The sequence below is a fragment of the Candidatus Polarisedimenticolaceae bacterium genome (genome assembly GCA_036275915.1).
In the GTDB taxonomy this organism is placed as follows: Bacteria; Acidobacteriota; Polarisedimenticolia; order Polarisedimenticolales; family DASRJG01; genus DASRJG01.
This window is the reverse complement of the sequence record DASUCV010000004.1, coordinates 286,857-303,590: the sequence shown is the minus strand read 5'-3', so window position 1 is coordinate 303,590 and position 16,734 is coordinate 286,857. Positions and strand designations below refer to the sequence as shown.

The following is a 16,734-nucleotide window of genomic DNA, read 5'->3' as shown; positions in this document are numbered from 1 at the left end:
GATAAGGCGTCACCAGGCGCGAGCGCGCCTGACCGGTGCGGACATCGGGGCCTCGTCCGTCCCACGCTCGTCCGCGTCGAGATGCCGCGAGATCGCGTCGCGCGTCCGCTCGAGGAGCTCGTCCAAGGTGTCCGTCGTGTACGCGCTCGTGTCGATGGGAGGCAGGAACGTCACCCGGACCGGCCCGGGACGGACGACGATCGAGCGGGGCGCGACGACTCGTCCCGTTCCCGAGATGGCGACGGGGACGATCGGCACGCCGGTCTCGAGGGCGAGATGGAAGGAGCCGCGTTTGAACCGCCCGAGCTTGCCGTCGCGGCTGCGGGTGCCCTCCGGGAAGAGGATCACCGACTCGCCGCTCGCGATGCGCGCTCCGGCTCGCCCGAGGCTGCGGATGGCCCGAGTGCGATCCGCACGGTCGATCGGGATGAATCCCGCGACCCGCATCGCCTGGCCGAGGACCGGGATCCAGAAGATGGACTTCTTCGCGACGAAGCGCGTGGTGTCGGGCAGCGCCGGGACGAGCACCCAGATGTCGAGCGTGGAAAAGTGATTGGCGAGAAAGACCCTCGGTGCCGTTCCGGAAGCGTGATCGAGCCCTTCGTACTGCGGGTGGATCCCCATCGCCGAGAGGTGCAGGCGCGACCAGAATCGCCCGAGCCGGAAGACGATCTCGCGCTTTCCGGTCGCGAGACCTGCGGCGATCGCGATCACGCCGAGGATGGTCGTCGAGACGGCGAACGTGGCGAGCGTGAGGAGTCCGCGGAGCATGGGCCGCGGGAGTATACGCATTAGACTGCGGACCGTGCCGACGCCACTTTCGCGTGCGCTCCTGGCGGGAGCGGCTTTCGACGCGCTCTTCGCCGTCGCGATTCTGGCCGTTCCGGGGCTCTCCGCTTCTCTCCTGGGCATCGAATTGCCACCGGATCCGATCTATCTCGACCTCGTCGGCGTGCTCCTGCTCATCCTCGCGGGAATCTACGCGGCGGCCTCCCGAGCCCCCGGCCGCTACCCGGCCGTCGCCCCGGTCTCCGCGGCGGGTCGCCTCTTCGGCTGCGCCCTTCTGACCCGCGCCTGGGCCACCGGGCATCCTCGCGCGTTTTTGATCCTCGGCATCGCCGATCTCGTCCTCGCCGTCGCCACCGCGGCCGCGTGGTGGCGCGAGCACCGCTTAAGTGCTTGAAATTGCTATATCTTGACCCAAATAGACACGGCACCTATCCTTCCGCCCGACGATGATGGCTCTCCTGAAAGCCTGGATTGCCGAGCTGGGGGGGCTCGCGATCCTCTCGGGACAGACGATCCGGCAGGGATGGCGGCGACCGTTCGAGGGGTCGCTCTGGCTCGAGCAGATCGAGAAGCTCGGCGTCCACTCGCTGACGATCGCGAATGTGACGCTCCTTTTCACCGGGATGGTCCTCGCCGTCCAGACCGCCTACGCGCTCGCCTCCTACGGCGGCCAGTCGTTCATGGGCAACCTGCTCGGCCTCTCGATCGTCCGCGAGCTGGGGCCGGTCCTGACGGCCCTCATGGTCGCGGGCCGGGTCGGCGCCGGCATCACGGCGGAGATCGGCTCGATGACCGTCACCGAGCAGGTCGACGCCCTCCGCGTCCTCGCGGCGAGCCCGGTCAAGAAACTGGTGGTTCCCCGCGTCGGCGCGCTCATCGTCGCCCTTCCGCTGCTGACCGTCCTCGCCGACGTCGTCGGCCTCTTCGGCGGGATGACGATGGCGGTCAGCGAGGCCGGCCAGAGTCGCGCCTACTTCATCAATCACGTGCTCCTCGCGCTCACGATGCAAGACGTCATGAGCGGCGTTTGCAAGACCTTCTTCTTCGCGTTCTTCATCGGGATCATCGCGTGCCACAACGGCTTGAACGCGACCGGCGGCGCGGACGGCGTCGGCAAGGCGACGACGAACACCGTCGTCTCCGCCTCGATCTCGATCATCGTGTCGGATTTCTTCCTCACGAAGATCTTCCTGGCGGTGTGAGCGAGATGGCGATGCCCGACGGTTTCCTCCGCTTCGTCCGCATCGAGAAGGCGTTCGATCAGAACCGCGTTCTACGAGGCGTCGATCTCGTCGTCGAGAGGGGCGAAACGGTCGTGGTGCTCGGCGGCAGCGGATCCGGGAAGTCGGTCCTCCTGCGTCACGCGGTCGGCCTGATGCAGCCCGACTCCGGCGAGGTCTGGGTCGACGGCGTCGAGATCTCGCACTTGGGGGAGGACGGGCTGCTCGAGACACGGAAGAAGGTCGGGATGCTCTTCCAGTCGGGGGCCCTCTTCGATTCGATGACCGTGTTCGAGAACGTCGCCTTCGCGCTCGTCGAGCACACGGACTGGGACGACGCGCGCATCCTCGCCCGCGTCGAGGAGGTCCTCGGTCTGGTGGAGCTGGGCGACGTCCTCGACCTCATGCCAGCGAGCCTGTCGGGGGGCATGCGCAAGCGCGTCGCCCTGGCGCGCGCGATCGCGCTCGCCCCCGCGGCGATCCTCTACGACGAGCCGACGACCGGCCTCGATCCGATCACGGCGAACACGATCAACCACCTCATCCGCAGCCTCCAGAAGCGGCTCGGGGTGACCTCGATCGTCGTCACCCACGACATTCACTCGGCGTTCACCGTCGGCGACCGGATCGCATTCCTCCATGAGGGGCGCATCCTGTTCCACGGGACGACGGAGGAGGCGCGTCACGCCCCGGTGCCGCTCCTTCAGAACTTCCTGCAGGGAGGGGGATATGCCTAGGGTCGGCTCCCGCGAGGCCACGGTGGGAACGTTCGTGGCGCTCGCGCTCATCGTCTTCGCGGCCGGCGTCCTCGCCGTCGGCGGCGAATCGCGCCTCTTCTCACGGCAGGCGACCTACCGTGCGGTCTTCCCGGACACCGACGGGTTGCTCCAGGGCTCGCCGGTCAAGATGGGCGGCGTCCACATCGGCACGGTCACGGAGCTGAAGCTCCCGACCGACCCCGGCGCCGCCGGGGTCGAGGTCTCCTTGAGCGTCCGCCGCGTCTACGCCTCGCGCGTGCGTCAGGGGTCGGAGGCCTCGCTCAGGTTCCTCCAGTACCTCTCCGGCGAGAAGTACGTGGAGCTCACCCCCGGCGACCCGAACCAGCCGGCGATCCCTCCCGGCGACCTCCTTCCGACCGCCCCCGGCAGCAGGATCTTCGAGCAAGGGGAGGACATCGCGGACAACCTCAACGCGATCACGATCTCCCTCAAGCAGATCCTGGAGCCGCTCCAGCGCGGCGAGGGGCTGCTGGGCCAGGTGATCCAGAACCCGGACTTCGGCAAGGAGGGGATGCGGAAGATCGAGGTCACGCTCTCGAACATCGAGGACCTCACGACCAAGATGAAGAACGGCGAGGGGACTGTCGGCCGGCTCCTGACCGATCGCCCGCTCGCGACACGCCTCGACGATCTCGGGAACGCGGTCAAGGATCTCTCGACGATCCTCGACCAGACGGTTCGGGGCGAGGGCGCCCTCGGATCGATCACGAAGAAGGGGGGCGACGCGGAGCTCGCGATCGCCGACCTCAGGGAGGCCGCCGCCTCGATGAAGCGCACCGCCGCGCGCCTCGAATCCAAGGACGGGGTCGTGGGCAAGCTCCTGAACGACGACGCCTACGGCAACCAAGTCGCGGCGCGCCTCCAGGAGACGCTCGACCATCTGTCCTCGATCATGAAGAAGATCGACGCCGGGCAGGGCACGCTCGGCGCGCTCATCACCGATCGCACCCTCTACGACAGCGCCGAGGACGTCATCGCCGGCGTCAACGACAGCAAGTTCGCGCGCTGGATGCTCCGGCACTATCAGAAGAAGGGAATCGAGACGGAGTCGACGACGCCGCCGGCGGCTCCCGCGGAGAAACCCCAGGAGCCCAAATAGGCGCGTTGGCGCGCCGCTCTTCATCTTCTATATTGTCGCCGCCCGCACTCCACACGAGGAGAACTCCCCATGGCCCCGAACGACCACCTCTCCGCGCTCACGCGCCGGATCGTCGACCGCAGCGCCCAGCTTGGGATCGTCGGGCTCGGGTACGTCGGCCTGCCGCTCGCCGTCGAGTTCGCCCAGGCCGGCTTCCGCGTCGTCGGGATCGACATCGACGAACGGAAGGTGAAGACGGTCAACGCCGGCACGTCGCACATCGAGGACGTCTCGACCGCGACGCTGAGGCCCCTCGTCGCGAAGAAGCTCATCCGCGCGCAGTCGAACTACAAGGGGTGCGACAAGCTCGACGCCATCCTGATCGCGGTTCCGACCCCTCTCCGCAAGACGAAGGACCCGGACATCTCCTACATCGTCTCGGCGCTCACGGCGATCGCGCCCCAGGTGCGTGCCGGCCAGCTCATCATTCTCGAGTCGACCACGTACCCGGGCACGACCGAGGAGGTCCTCTTGCCGGAGCTGACGGCGGGAGGTCTCGAGGTCGGCCGGGACGTCTTCGTCGCCTTCTCGCCCGAGCGCGTCGATCCCGGCAACCCCGTGTATCAAACGAAGAACACCCCCAAGGTCGTGGGCGGCGTCACGCCGGCGTGCACGAAGGCCGCCGCGCTCCTCTACGGCCAGGCGATCGAGCACGTGCATCCGGTCAGCTCGACCCAGGCGGCCGAGATGATCAAGCTCCTCGAGAACACCTTCCGCGCGGTGAACATCGGCCTCGTCAACGAGATCGCGCTCATGTGCGAGAAGCTCGGCCTCGACGTCTGGGAGGTCATCGACGGAGCCGCGACGAAGCCGTTCGGCTTCATGCGGTTCTACCCCGGCCCGGGGATCGGCGGCCACTGCATCCCGCTCGACCCGCACTACCTCGCCTGGAAGCTCAAGACGCTCAACTACTCCGCCCGCTTCATCGAGCTGGCGTCCGAGATCAACGGACACATGCCCGAGGTCGTCGTGCGCCGCACGGCGGCGATCCTGAACCGCGTCAAGAAGTCCGTGAAGGGGTCGAAAATCTTCGTCCTCGGTGTCGCCTACAAAAAGGACACCGGCGACGTCCGGGAATCGCCGGCGCTCGACGTGATCCGCCTCCTCCAAGAGGAAGGCGCGAACGTCTCCTTCCACGATCCGTACTCGAACTCGTTCCGAGGCGAGGACGGCCGCATCGAGAAGGGCGTGGAGCTCACGCCGAAGAACCTGGCGGCCGCCGACCTGGTCGTCATCGTGACCGACCACTCGGTCTACGACTACGCCTCGATCGTCAAGAGCGCGAAGCGCGTGCTGGATACCAGGAACGCGACCCGCGCGGTCACCTCGGGCCGCGCGAAGATCGAAAAGCTCTGATGCCGATCCTCGTCACCGGCGGGGCGGGCTTCATCGGATCGCATCTCGTCGAGCGCCTCCTCGCGGACGACCGCGAGGTGGTGGTCCTCGACGCGTTCCACGATTTCTACGATCCGGCCGAGAAGGAGCAGAATCTCGCGCGCGCCACGGCACATCCGGGCTGCCGTCTCGTTCGCGGCGACATCCGCGACGAGGCCGCGGTCCGAGCGGCGTTCGCGGGAACGATCGAGGCCGTCGTGCATCTCGCCGCTCGCGCGGGGGTGCGCCCCTCGATCGCCGATCCGGTCGACTACGCCTCGGTGAACCTCACGGGCACGGCCGTGCTGCTCGAGGCGGCCAGGCGGCACGGCGTCCGGCGCTTCCTCTTCGGCTCGTCGTCGTCGGTATACGGGAACAACGCGAAGGTGCCCTTTTCTGAGGGCGACCCGGTCGACGATCCGATCTCCCCGTACGCGGCGACGAAACGCGGCGGCGAGCTGCTCGCGTACACCTTCCATCACCTCCACGGGATGGAGGTCGCGTGCCTACGCTTCTTCACCGTCTACGGCCCGCGGCAGCGGCCCGACCTCGCGATCCGGAAGTTCGCGGACCTCATGAGCCGCGGCGAGGAGGTCCCCGTCTTCGGCGACGGCAGTTCCGGGCGCGACTACACCTACGTCGACGACATCGTCGAAGGGATCGTCCGCGCGATCGAGCGGACGCGCGGCTTTCACGTCTGGAACCTCGGCGGATCGAGCCCCATCCTGCTGAACGAGCTCGTCGAGCGGATCGCACGCGGCCTCGACGTCGCGCCCAGGATCCGCCGGCTGCCGATGCAGCCCGGCGACGTCCTCCGCACGTGGGCGGACATCGGCGCGGTGCGGCGCGATCTCGACTGGCAGCCGCGCGTGACGTTCGACGACGGCATGTCCCGGTTCCTCTCGTGGTTCCGCGCCGCGCGTCCCGCGGCCGGGGTGCGGCGTTGAACATCACCGTGGTCGGCACCGGATACGTCGGCCTCGTGACCGGCGCGTGCTTCTCCGAGTTCGGGACGCACGTCACCTGCGTCGACAAGAACGCCGAGAAGATCGCGATGCTCGAGCGCGGAGAGATGCCGATCTACGAGCCGGGTCTCGAGGCGCTCGTCGAGCGGAACGTCAAGGCCGGCCGGCTCGTCTTCACGACCGATCTCGCCAGCGCCGTCGAGAGGTCGCTCGTCGTCGTGATCGCCGTCGGGACGCCGCAGGGGAACGACGGCAGCGCGGATCTCTCGTTCGTCCGCGAGGTCGCGCAGGCCGTCGCCGAGAACCTGAACTCGTACAAGGTCGTCGTCACCAAGAGCACCGTCCCCGCAGGCACCGGCAAGATGATCCGCGAGATCATCGAGAAGCACCGCAAGGCGAGCCACGCGTTCAGCGTCGCGTCGAACCCCGAGTTCCTCCGCGAAGGATCGGCGATCGAGGATTGCCTCCGCCCGAACCGGATCGTGATCGGGTGCGAGGACGAGATGGCCGCCGCGATCCTGCGCGACCTCTACCGCCCGCTCTACCTCATCGAGACGCCGATCGTCATCACCGACGTCGTGACGGCCGAGGTCATCAAGTACGCGTCGAACGCCTTCCTCGCGACGAAGATCTCGTTCATCAACGAGATGGCCGACCTCTGCGAGAAGCTCGGCGCGGACGTGCACGCCGTCGCGAAGGGCATGGGGCTCGACCATCGGATCGGGAACAAGTTCCTGCACCCGGGTCCCGGCTACGGCGGCTCGTGCTTCCCGAAGGACACGCGCGCGATCCTCGAGGTCGCCCGGGAAGCCGGCGTCCCGCTCAAGATCGTCTCCGCCGTCGTCGAGGTGAACGCGGGACGGATCCCGACCGCGCTCGAGAAGATCCGCGTCGCGGCCTCGGGCTCGCTCGCGGGGAAGACCGTCGCGCTCCTGGGGCTCACGTTCAAGCCGAACACCGACGACCTCCGCGAGTCGCCGGCGATCGCCGTCCTGGACGCGCTCCTCGCCGAAGGCGCCAAGGTCAAGGCCTTCGACCCGGTCGCGATGGCCATCGCCGCCGAGACCGAGCGCCGGGGCGTCGTCTACGCGAAGGACGAGTACGAGGCCGCGGAAGGCGCCGACCTCCTCGTCGTCGCGACCGAGTGGAATCAGTTCCGGGCCCTCGACACCGACCGCCTGAAGGGCGCGATGAAAGCGCCGGTCGTCGTCGACCTCCGGAACGTTTACGAGCCCGAGACGATGCGGACGAAGGGGTTCACCTACACCTGCGTCGGGAGGGCGTGATGGCCACGTTCGTCGTGACGGGCGGCGGCGGGTTCATCGGCTCGAATCTCGCGGAGACGATCCTGAAAGGGGGCGATGCGGTCCGCGTGCTCGACAACTTCGAGACCGGCCGTCGCGTCAACCTCGCCGACGCGCCCGCTTGGGCGGCGGCGGGCCGAACCACTTACACGCTCATCGAGGGCGACATTCGCGACCTCGCGCTCTGCCGGCGCGCCGTCGAGGGCGCCGACTACGTGCTTCACCAGGCGGCGATCCCTTCGGTGCAGCGGTCGATCCAGGATCCGATCTCGTCGAACGAGGTCAACGTCACGGGAACCTTGAACGTGCTGCTGGCGGCGCGCGACGCGAAGGTGAAGCGTGTCGTCATGGCGTCGTCGTCGTCGCTCTACGGCGACAGCGAAACGTTGCCCAAGGTCGAGACGATGGCGCCGGCGCCGATCTCGCCCTACGGCTTGCAGAAGCTCGCCGGCGAAACCTACCTGGGCCTGTTCCATCGGCTCTACGGGGTTCCGACGGTGGCCCTCAGGTACTTCAACGTGTTCGGCCCGCGGCAGGATCCGGGCAGCGAGTACTCCGCGGTGATTCCGAGGTTCATGGCGTCCATCCGCGCGGGGAGCGCTCCCACGATCTACGGCGACGGTGAACAGACGCGCGACTTCAGCCACATCGCGAACATCGTCCAGGCGAACCTCAAGGCCTGCGCCGCGCCGGAATCGGCGCTCGGAGCGGCCTACAACATCGCCTGCGGGGAGCGCATCAGCTTGAACGAGCTCGTGGCGATCGTGGCCGAATTCGGGGGCCGGGAGGTCCGGCCGGTCTACGCGCCGGAGCGTCAGGGCGACATCAAGCACTCGCTCGCCGCGATCGGAAAGGCGGAGCAGGCGCTCGGTTACCGGCCGACCGTGTCCGTCCACGAGGGGCTGCGCTTGACGTGGGACGCTTCGTGACGCGACGTCCGCGCCCCGATCTCAACGTGGTCCTTCTCGCGGGCGGCAGCGGCACACGATTCTGGCCGCTCAGCCGAGCCGGCCGGCCGAAACAGTTCCTCCACCTTCTCGGTGATCGCTCGCTGCTGCGGGCGACGTGGGATCGCGCCCGCGCGCTCGCCCCGGCCTCACGGATCTGGGTCGTGGCGCCGGCATCGCTGAGCACCGCGGTGCGTCGCGACCTGCCCGCGCTCCGGCGCGACCGCATCGTCGTCGAGCCCGCGCCGCGCGACACGGCACCCGCCCTCGCGCTGGCGTGCGCCGCCGTCGCCCGTCTCGACCCCGAGGCGATCGTCGCGGTGCTGCCCACCGATCATGTGATCGGCGATGCGCGCGCCTTCGTCCGGGCGATCCGCGTCGCGGCCGCGGCCGCCTCGCGAGACGATCTGGTCTGCCTGGGCGTGAGGCCGACGCGGCCGGCGACCGGATTCGGCTACCTCGAGACACGCGGGCCGGTGCGTCGGGGCACCGCGTCGCCGGTGAAGGCGTTCGTCGAGAAGCCGCAGCTCGCGAAGGCGCGGCGGTTCCTCCGCTCGGGCCGCCATCTCTGGAACGCGGGAATCTTCGTGTGGAAGGCCGGCCGCTTCCTCGACGAGCTCGACCGCTGTGCGCCGGGTGTGCGCACGGCCGCCGAGACGGCGCTCGACGGCAAGCACCGCGCGTGGCGCGCGCTGACGCCGGTCTCCGTCGACTACGCGGTGATGGAGCGTGCGCGCGGCGTCATGGTCGTCGCCTTCGAGGCCGGTTGGGACGACGTGGGATCGTGGGAAGCCGCCGCACGCCTCATCCCGCCGTCGTCGCCGCTTCGCCCGCAGCACGTCGCGGTCGCGAGCGACGGCAGCGTCGTCATCGGCCGCGATCGCTTCGTCGCGCTCGTCGGGGTCCCCGGCATCATCGTCGTCGATACGCCGGATGCGCTCCTCGTCGCGGCGCGGGACGGCGGCGAGGCGATGCGCTCCGTCGTCGCCGCGGTCCGCAAGGCCGGGCGCGGAGACCTGGCGTGAGCCTGCGCGGGTTTGCGACCGGGCTCCTCGTCGCGCTCGTCGGTCTCGGGGCGCTCGCCTTCGGCTCCGTCGAAGGCTGGGCGTCGGCCGCGCTCCGGCTGGGGCTGATCGTCGTCGCGATCGCGCTCGTCCTCGACCGGAGACCCAGCGGGCCGCCGGCCGCGGCGCGCGCCCTCCTCTTGCCGCTCGCGGCGCTGTGCGTTCTCGCGCTCCTGCAGACCGTCCCGATTCCCGACGCCGTGGCGCGCCTCGCGTCGCCGCGCTGGGCGTCGCTTCGTCCCACGCTCGTTCCTTCAGGTGGGCCGTCCGGCCTGCCGGCTCTGCTCGAGGAGCGCGCGAAGGCCGGCGGCGCGACCGCCGCCCCGGGCGCGGCGCCGCTGACGGCGCCGGTGCCTGCCGGCGTCGGGAGCGGCGAGCACGCGCTCTCGGTCGCGTCCACGACCACGCGGCGCGCCGTTCTCGCCTGGATCACCGCAGGACTCGCCCTTGCGTGCGCCGCCACGCTCGCGATCCATCCCGTCGAGCGCTACCGGCTCCTCTGGGGGCTCGCGCTGTGGACCGGAGCCCTCGGCGCGATCGCGCTCTTCGCACGCCTCTCCGGGACCACGCGGCTCCTCTGGATCCGCGAGGCGCCGCTCGATGCAGAGGTGCTCGGCCCGTTCGTCAACCCGAACCACTTCGCCGCGTTCGTCGAGATCGGAACGCTCGTGGCGCTCGGGCTGCTCCTCGCCCTCCTCGGAGGACCGGAGGGAACGGTCAGCCGGAGCTCGATCCGCAAGGCCGTCGTCGATCGCTCGTGGGCGTTTCCGCGCCTCCTCGTCCTCGGCGGGTGCGCCGTTCTCGGCGCCATCGGCCTCGTTCTCTCCGGGTCGCGTGCGGGCATCCTCGCGTTCGCTGTCGGCCTCGCCGCGCTTCTTGCCGCACGGCGGCTCAAAGGTTGGCTCGTGGTCGGGATCGTCCTCGCGGTCTGTCTCGGGCTCGCGGTCGGCGTCGCGAGCTGGGCCGGCGGCGAGGGCCGCGCCCTGAAGCCGAGCCCGTACAAGTCCGGCTCGCTCGATCCGTCGTTCGCGATGCGATGGGACATCTGGGGACGGACGCTCACCATCATCCGCGACTTTCCGGTGACCGGAAGCGGGCTCGGTACGTTCGGGTACGTCTACGCGATCTACGACCGCCCGGGCGAGTGGCTCGAGACCGACCAGGCTCACAACGATTACCTCCAGATCGTCGCGGAGACCGGACTCGCGGGGGCCGTCCTCCTCCTCTGGGCTCTCGTCGTCCTCACGCGGCGCGTCCTCCGTCCCGCGGTCCGGCACCGCTCCGGCTTCAGGTGGACGAGCGCGGCCTGCGTCAGCGCGGTCTTCGCCATCGCGCTCCATGCGATCTTCGAGTTCGGGCTGCAGATCCCCGCCGTGGCGGTCGAGTTCGCGGTCACCCTCGGCATCCTCACCGCCGTCGCGAGCGACGGCGGCGCCGACGCCGGTCCGGAGGCCGCATGACGGCGCGCCGTGAGGTGGTCCTCGTCGCCGGAGCACGGCCCAACTTCATGAAGGTGGCGCCGATCGCGCGGGCGCTCGCGAAGAGCGCGACGCTCACCGGAACGATCGTGCACACCGGCCAGCACTACGACCGGCAGATGTCGGACCTGTTCTTCGAGCAGCTCGGCATCCCCGAGCCGGAGATCAAGCTCGGGGTCGGCTCGGGAACGCACGCGGCCCAGACCGCGGAGGTGATGCTCCGCCTCGAGCCGGTGCTCGTCTCCCGCCGCCCGGCGCTCGTCCTCGTCGTCGGGGACGTCAACTCCACGGTGGCCGCGGCGCTCGTCGCGTCGAAGCTCGGCATCCCGGTCGCGCACGTCGAGGCGGGGCTCAGGAGCCGCGATCGCGCCATGCCGGAGGAGCTCAACCGGATCGTCACCGACGCGCTCTCCGACCTCCTGTTCGTCAGCGAGCCGAGCGGCCTCGCAAACCTCGCGCAGGAGGGGACGCCCGAAACGAAGGTCCATTTCGTCGGCAACGTCATGATCGACACTCTCCTGCGTTTCCGCGACGCGGCGGCACGCCTCGACATGCCGGACCGCTTGGGCCTCCCGGCGAAGGGGTACGCGGTCCTCACCCTCCACCGGCCCGCGAACGTCGACGCGCCGGATGCGCTGCGCGCGCTCCTCGACCCGATCCTCGAGCTGTCCGACTCGGTGCCGGTGCTCTTCCCGGTCCACCCGCGGACGCGGGCCGGACTCCTCGCACTGGGCGCGGGCGATCGCCCGGGCTTCCGCCTCGTCGACCCGATGGGTTACCTCGAGTTCCTCGGCGCGATGAGCGCGGCGCGCCTCGTGCTCACGGATTCCGGAGGGATCCAGGAGGAGACGACGGTCCTCGGCGTGCCGTGCGTCACGCTCAGGGACAACACCGAGCGCCCCAGCACACTGACCGAGGGGACGAATCGGCTCGCAGGGACGACGAGCGCCGGGGTGCGCGCCGCGATCTCCGAGACGCTCGACCACCCGCGCGAGGGGAAGGTCCCGCAGCTCTGGGACGGCCGTGCGGCGGAGCGCATCGTCGCCGTGCTCGAGCGCTCCTTGGCGGACTGAGCGATGCGCCGTCTCCTTCTCGCGATTCTCGTCATCGCCGCCGCGCTCCAGGCATTCTCTCTCTGGCGCGAGGTCGGGTCGTCCCTGGCGTATCTCGCCGCGCGCCGCCTCGACGCGTCCGGCGGCTACGGCGACGCGCTCGCGCAAATGGAAACGGCCGCGAGGCTGCGCGGCGACGATCCGAACCTCCGCGCGTGGGTCGGCGACATCGCGCAACATACGTTCGAGTGGCGCGGGAGCGTGCCCCCCGTGTCGGCGCGCGACCTCCTCGACCGGTCATGGGCGGGCTACGCAGGCGCGGTGACGCTGGCGCCGCTCGACGCTTGGTCGTGGAGCGGGCTCGCCGAGATCGCCCTCAAGCGCGCGCAGCTCGACGACGAAGGCGCCGGGGTCTCGATCGAGACGATCGAGACGCGCGCGCGCGGCGTCCTCGACCCGGGGCGCCTCGTCGCGCTCGGCGCCGCCGAGCTTGCCGTCGACCTGAAGCCGAGCGGATACCAGGAGATGGACGTGCTCGCCTCGGTCCTCGAGGCGACCGGCGACGTCGAGCGAGCCGCCGATACCTACGTGAAGTCGGCGCGCGTCATGCCGGCGCCGTCGTTCCACGTTTGGGGATCCGACCGACGCTTCCCCGACGCCATCTACTCGCGCCTCAAGGATGCGCTCTTGGCCGGCATCGAGGCGAGCCCCCCGTACGAGCGGAGCCTCCTGCACCTCGAGTGCGCGCGCTTCGCCCGTGAGCAGGGTGACGGCACGACCGCGATCGCCGAAGCACGCCTCTCGGAGCGCGATGCGAGGAACACGTACGAGCGGCATCAATCGGCCATGATGCTGGGCACCGCGCTGGCGGCGACGGATCCGAAGGAGGCGCTGGAGGCTTGGCGGCGCGCGTCCCGCACCGGCTACGACCCCGCGATCGTCGCGCTCAACATGGCGGTGCTCGAGCGGGGGCTCGGGAAGGGCGGCGACGCCTGCGCGCACTACGGCGACGCGGTGAGAGAAATGTCGACGGACTCCACGCTCAGAATCGCAGCGGCCCAGACGTGCGAGCAGGCCGGCGAGCTGGAGACGGCGGAGAAACTCCTCCGGGAAGGGATCAGCGTCCCGTCGAAGGCGATGCCGCTCGCCCGTGAGCTCGTCGCCTTCCTCGAGCGGTCGCACCGGTTCCATACGGCGCGCGCCGACGTCTCCGCTTGGATCGACGACGATCCGGCCAACACCGAATTTCGAGGCTGGCTGCAGGAGATCGCCGACAGCGAGGCCGCGGCGGCCTCAACGACGCGCTGACGCCACGCTCTCGAGGACCGCGAGGACGGTTCGCGCCGTCCGATCCCACGTGAACTCCGCGGCGCGTCGACGCGCGCGCGCGCCGAGGTCCCGGGCCAGCGCTGGGTCCGAGAGGAGACGCGCGAGCTGTCTCGCGACCTCTTCGGGCCTGTCGGGGTCCGCGTAGAGCGCCGCATCGCTTCCGAGCTCCGGCAGCGCGGAGCGATTGGAGAGGAGGAGCGGGCGGCCCGACGCCAGCGCTTCCAGGACCGTGATGCTGCCGGCCTCGCAGGCCGAGAGGAACGCGACGGCGTCGGCTCCGGCGTGCAGCGTCGAGAGCGTCGCCGTGGTCACGCCGCCGATGAACCGCACGGAGGACGGATCGGCGAGACGCGATACGCGCTCGGCGAGCGCGTCCGCATAGGCGCGATCGTGCGGCTCTCCGGCGATGACGAGCGTGCGGCCGTCGCGCGTCGCCGGGGGAATGAGGCCCCACGCTTCGATCAATGCCTCGAAGCGCTTGTAACGATAGAGGTGGGACGCCGAGAGCACGTAGCGGCCGGGAAGGTCGTAACGACGCGCGGCGTCCGCACGCGCGGCTTCGTGGGGCTCACGTCCGAAATCCTCGTCGACGCCCAGGTAGGCGACGGTGTCGCGCTTCGGCTCGACGGAGGTTCCGCGCAGCGCGTCCTCACGCGCCGTCCGGGTCAGGAAAACGGCACCCTCCGCCCGCGCGATGAAGTGATGCGACGCCCACGCGAGCAGGTGCAGGCGAGCCCGCGTGCGGGCGCTCTCGAAGCGATAGAGGTCCCTGTAGAACGGGAGCGAGTTCTGAATCATGACGACCTTCGGCGTGGTGCCTCGGAAGTGGCTCACGTTGGCGGGGCAGAGCACGACGTCGAAGCCGCCGCGTACCAGCTCGCGCGGGAACGACAGGTTCTCCCAGAGGAGCTTCGACCCGGTTCCCCGGAGTCCCGCCGGGACGTCCTGCCAGACGACGTTGGGCCGCGCCACGTCCCCGCGGAGGGCCTCGTCACCCGAGGGGCCGAACACCGTGAACGACGAGCGAGGTGCGAAGTCCGCCATCCGGGGAAGGATGCGTCGCAGAACGGTCCGTCCGCCGCCGACGGGGTTGCTGAACGCATTGACGGCGATGCGCAGGTTCACACCGTCAGGGCCCGGTGGATCTCGATCGTCGCGCGCGAGACGCCTTCGAGCGTCGCCGGGGCGATCGGCGAGGGGCCCCCTGCGCGCACCGCGTCGACGAACGCGCGCAGCTCTTCGACATGGCCCTTCCCCGGCGCTCCGGCTCGACGCGAGCTCCTGCCCGCGTGCACCGTGCACGTACGAAAATCGTCGAGGACCGCGGAGGAGCCGCCGGCGTGGACCTCGAGGCGCTCCTTCGAGAGCGATCCCGAGCCGCGGCTCGTGTAGAGGATCTGGCCCACGCTGCCGTCGCCGAACTCCACCTGGACCGCGACGTCTTGGGCCAGGCCCGCCGGGCGTCCCGCGGCCCGCGCTTGAACGCCGACGATCGGCGCGTCACCCGCGAGGAACGAGAGGAGGTCGACGAAGTGGCAGCACTCGCCGATGATGCGGCCGCCGCCCATCTTCCGATCGAGCGTCCAGTGGCCCGCGGGAAGGGCGCCGGCGTTGATGCGGTAGGTCGCGAGGAACGGTCCTTTGCCGCGGAGGTGGTCCCGGATGGCGACCGACATCGCGGCGAAACGCCGGTTGAAGCCGACGAGGAGGATGCCCGGCGCTCGGCGGACCTCGGCCATCACGCGGTCGAGCTCCTCGAGCGTCAGGGCGAGCGGCTTCTCGACGAACACGTGCTTGCCGGCCGCGAGCGCCCGTGCGGCGAGATCGGCATGGGCATCGTGGCGCGTCGCGATGACGACGGCATCCACGTCGGGATCGCGGAAGACCTCCTCCGGATCGGTGCCGATCGTCCGAAACCCGAACTTCTTCTGGGCGTCCAAGGCGGTGAGCCCGTGGCTCGTCGCCACCCGGACGAGCGGCACGTCGAGCCGCGCGAGGGCAGGGAGCAGCACGGCGCGGGCGAAGGCGCCCGCACCGACGACGGCGAGCTGGGAACGTCCGGGGACCGCGGTGGCCGGAGTGGATCCGCCCATCCGCGCGGCCTCCGCTGCGTCCGCGGAGGTGCGCACCGGGTAATCGATCACCATCCCGAGCGGGCGTCGGCCGTTCTTCGCGACCAGCTCGTCGTAGGCGGCGGGGGCGTCGGCGAGCGCGTACCGATGGGTGACGAGATCGGCCACCGTCACCCGGCCGTCCGCGAGCAGGGCGAGGAACGCCTCGAGATTCCGAGTCTCGGTCCACCTCACGTAGCCGATGGGGTAGTCGACGCCGGTCTCTTCGTAGCCCAAGTCGTAACGCCCCGGCCCGTAGGAGCGCGAGATGCGGAGCTCGAGCTCCTTCACGTAGGCGATCTCCCTCGGCAGACCGAACGGAACGAACCCGACCGCCACGACACGGCCTCGGTCGCGCGTCATCCCGGCCGCCGCCGTCATCGGGCCGTCGGAGGCACTCGCCGCCGTGACGATCACCGCATCGACACCGAGCCCATCGGTCCAAGCGAGCGCCGTCGCGACCTGGTCGTCGACACCTCCGCTGCTGCCCGTTTCGGCGCCGAGCGCCCGCGCCCGCTCGACGAGATCCTCGCTCAGGTCGAACGCGGCGGCGCGTGCGCCGTGCGCACGGAGGAGCTGGACCGTCAGCAGGCCAAGGATCCCCGTTCCGATGACCGCGACGCGATCGCCGAGCCGAGGCTCCGCTTGGCGGACGCCGTGGAGGGCGATCGCGCCCAGCGTCGCGAAGGCGGCGTCCGCGAGCGGGACCCCGTCGGGGATGCGTGCGGCGAGATTGACGGGGACGCAGACCATCTCCGCATGGCTGGCGTGTCCGACGCCCGCGCACGCCACGCGATCGCCGATCCGGAAGTGGTCGCCCGCGCCTTCGCCGATCGCGACGACTTTCCCCGCGCACGCATAGCCGAGAGCCTGCGGCTCCGAGAGCTTCGCCTGCACCTTGCGGTACGCGGCGAGGAGACCGTCGCGGCGGACGGAATCGAGCACGCGACGGACGAGATCCGGCCGGGCGCGAGCGGTGCGGATGTAGGAGTCGCGGACCGCGGCGACGGCGTTCCGCTCGGTCCCCGGAGAGATCACCGACGCCTCCGTCCGGACCAGAAGCGTGCCGGGTCGAATCGCCGGAGGCGGGACGTCGACGACGAGCACGGTCCCCGCCTTGGGGTCCTGGATCAACTGCCTCATCGCGGCGGGACTATAGCGCACGCCGGAAACTGCGCGGGGTC

Annotated in this window: 15 protein-coding genes; 12 read left to right on the top strand and 3 right to left on the bottom strand. The window is 70.1% G+C overall.

Translation table 11 applies throughout. The features are described from left to right. Positions 1-9: 9 nt before the first annotated feature. A complete protein-coding gene (locus tag VFV19_03530; GenBank protein ID HEX4823359.1) occupies positions 10-771 on the bottom strand; it encodes a lysophospholipid acyltransferase family protein in 762 nt (253 codons plus the stop codon). 34 nt (positions 772-805) lie between these two features. On the opposite strand from VFV19_03530, the gene VFV19_03525 reads away from it, so the two are divergent. From VFV19_03525 to VFV19_03470, 12 genes are all read left to right on the top strand, one after another. After that, positions 806-1,183 carry a hypothetical protein gene (locus tag VFV19_03525; protein ID HEX4823358.1) on the top strand — a complete coding sequence of 126 codons (378 nt, stop codon included), beginning with the start codon at positions 806-808 and terminating at the stop codon, positions 1,181-1,183. A 52-nt stretch (positions 1,184-1,235) separates the two neighbouring features. Further along, entirely contained in the window at positions 1,236-1,991 is a 756-nt protein-coding gene (locus tag VFV19_03520; GenBank protein ID HEX4823357.1) for an ABC transporter permease, read from the top strand. Between the two features lie 5 nt (positions 1,992-1,996). Continuing rightward, positions 1,997-2,746: an ATP-binding cassette domain-containing protein gene (locus tag VFV19_03515; protein ID HEX4823356.1), complete on the top strand. Its 750-nt coding sequence runs from the start codon at positions 1,997-1,999 to the stop codon at positions 2,744-2,746. Then, complete coding sequence (locus tag VFV19_03510; protein ID HEX4823355.1) at positions 2,739-3,887, top strand: MlaD family protein; 1,149 nt, start codon at positions 2,739-2,741, stop codon at positions 3,885-3,887. Before VFV19_03515 ends, VFV19_03510 begins: the two co-directional genes overlap by 8 nt. A 69-nt stretch (positions 3,888-3,956) precedes the next feature. Then, positions 3,957-5,282, top strand: coding sequence for a nucleotide sugar dehydrogenase (locus VFV19_03505; GenBank protein HEX4823354.1), 1,326 nt, complete (start codon positions 3,957-3,959; stop codon positions 5,280-5,282). Then, positions 5,282-6,247: an NAD-dependent epimerase/dehydratase family protein gene (locus tag VFV19_03500; GenBank protein HEX4823353.1), complete on the top strand. Its 966-nt coding sequence runs from the start codon at positions 5,282-5,284 to the stop codon at positions 6,245-6,247. Before VFV19_03505 ends, VFV19_03500 begins: the two co-directional genes overlap by 1 nt. Continuing rightward, complete coding sequence (locus tag VFV19_03495; protein ID HEX4823352.1) at positions 6,244-7,551, top strand: UDP-glucose/GDP-mannose dehydrogenase family protein; 1,308 nt, start codon at positions 6,244-6,246, stop codon at positions 7,549-7,551. Before VFV19_03500 ends, VFV19_03495 begins: the two co-directional genes overlap by 4 nt. Then, positions 7,551-8,498, top strand: a complete 948-nt coding sequence (locus VFV19_03490; GenBank protein ID HEX4823351.1) for an SDR family oxidoreductase — start codon at positions 7,551-7,553, stop codon at positions 8,496-8,498. The genes VFV19_03495 and VFV19_03490 overlap by 1 nt, the downstream gene beginning before the upstream one ends. Continuing rightward, positions 8,495-9,541 (top strand): sugar phosphate nucleotidyltransferase, encoded by a 1,047-nt coding sequence (locus VFV19_03485; protein HEX4823350.1) that lies wholly within the window; start codon positions 8,495-8,497, stop codon positions 9,539-9,541. Before VFV19_03490 ends, VFV19_03485 begins: the two co-directional genes overlap by 4 nt. After that, positions 9,538-11,040 (top strand): O-antigen ligase family protein, encoded by a 1,503-nt coding sequence (locus tag VFV19_03480; GenBank protein ID HEX4823349.1) that lies wholly within the window; start codon positions 9,538-9,540, stop codon positions 11,038-11,040. The genes VFV19_03485 and VFV19_03480 overlap by 4 nt, the downstream gene beginning before the upstream one ends. Beyond that, a complete protein-coding gene (wecB, locus tag VFV19_03475) occupies positions 11,037-12,131 on the top strand; it encodes a UDP-N-acetylglucosamine 2-epimerase (non-hydrolyzing) (GenBank protein ID HEX4823348.1) in 1,095 nt (364 codons plus the stop codon). Before VFV19_03480 ends, wecB begins: the two co-directional genes overlap by 4 nt. A 3-nt stretch (positions 12,132-12,134) precedes the next feature. Beyond that, a complete protein-coding gene (locus VFV19_03470) occupies positions 12,135-13,418 on the top strand; it encodes a hypothetical protein (protein ID HEX4823347.1) in 1,284 nt (427 codons plus the stop codon). Here VFV19_03470 and VFV19_03465 read toward each other — a convergent pair. After that, positions 13,404-14,564 carry a glycosyltransferase family 1 protein gene (locus tag VFV19_03465; GenBank protein HEX4823346.1) on the bottom strand — a complete coding sequence of 387 codons (1,161 nt, stop codon included), beginning with the start codon at positions 14,562-14,564 and terminating at the stop codon, positions 13,404-13,406. The two genes, VFV19_03470 and VFV19_03465, sit on opposite strands and share 15 nt — an antisense overlap. Beyond that, the gene (locus VFV19_03460) at positions 14,561-16,693 is read right to left on the bottom strand and encodes a bi-domain-containing oxidoreductase (protein HEX4823345.1); all 2,133 of its coding nucleotides are present in this window, start codon (positions 16,691-16,693) and stop codon (positions 14,561-14,563) included. The genes VFV19_03465 and VFV19_03460 overlap by 4 nt, the downstream gene beginning before the upstream one ends. Positions 16,694-16,734 lie beyond the last annotated feature (41 nt).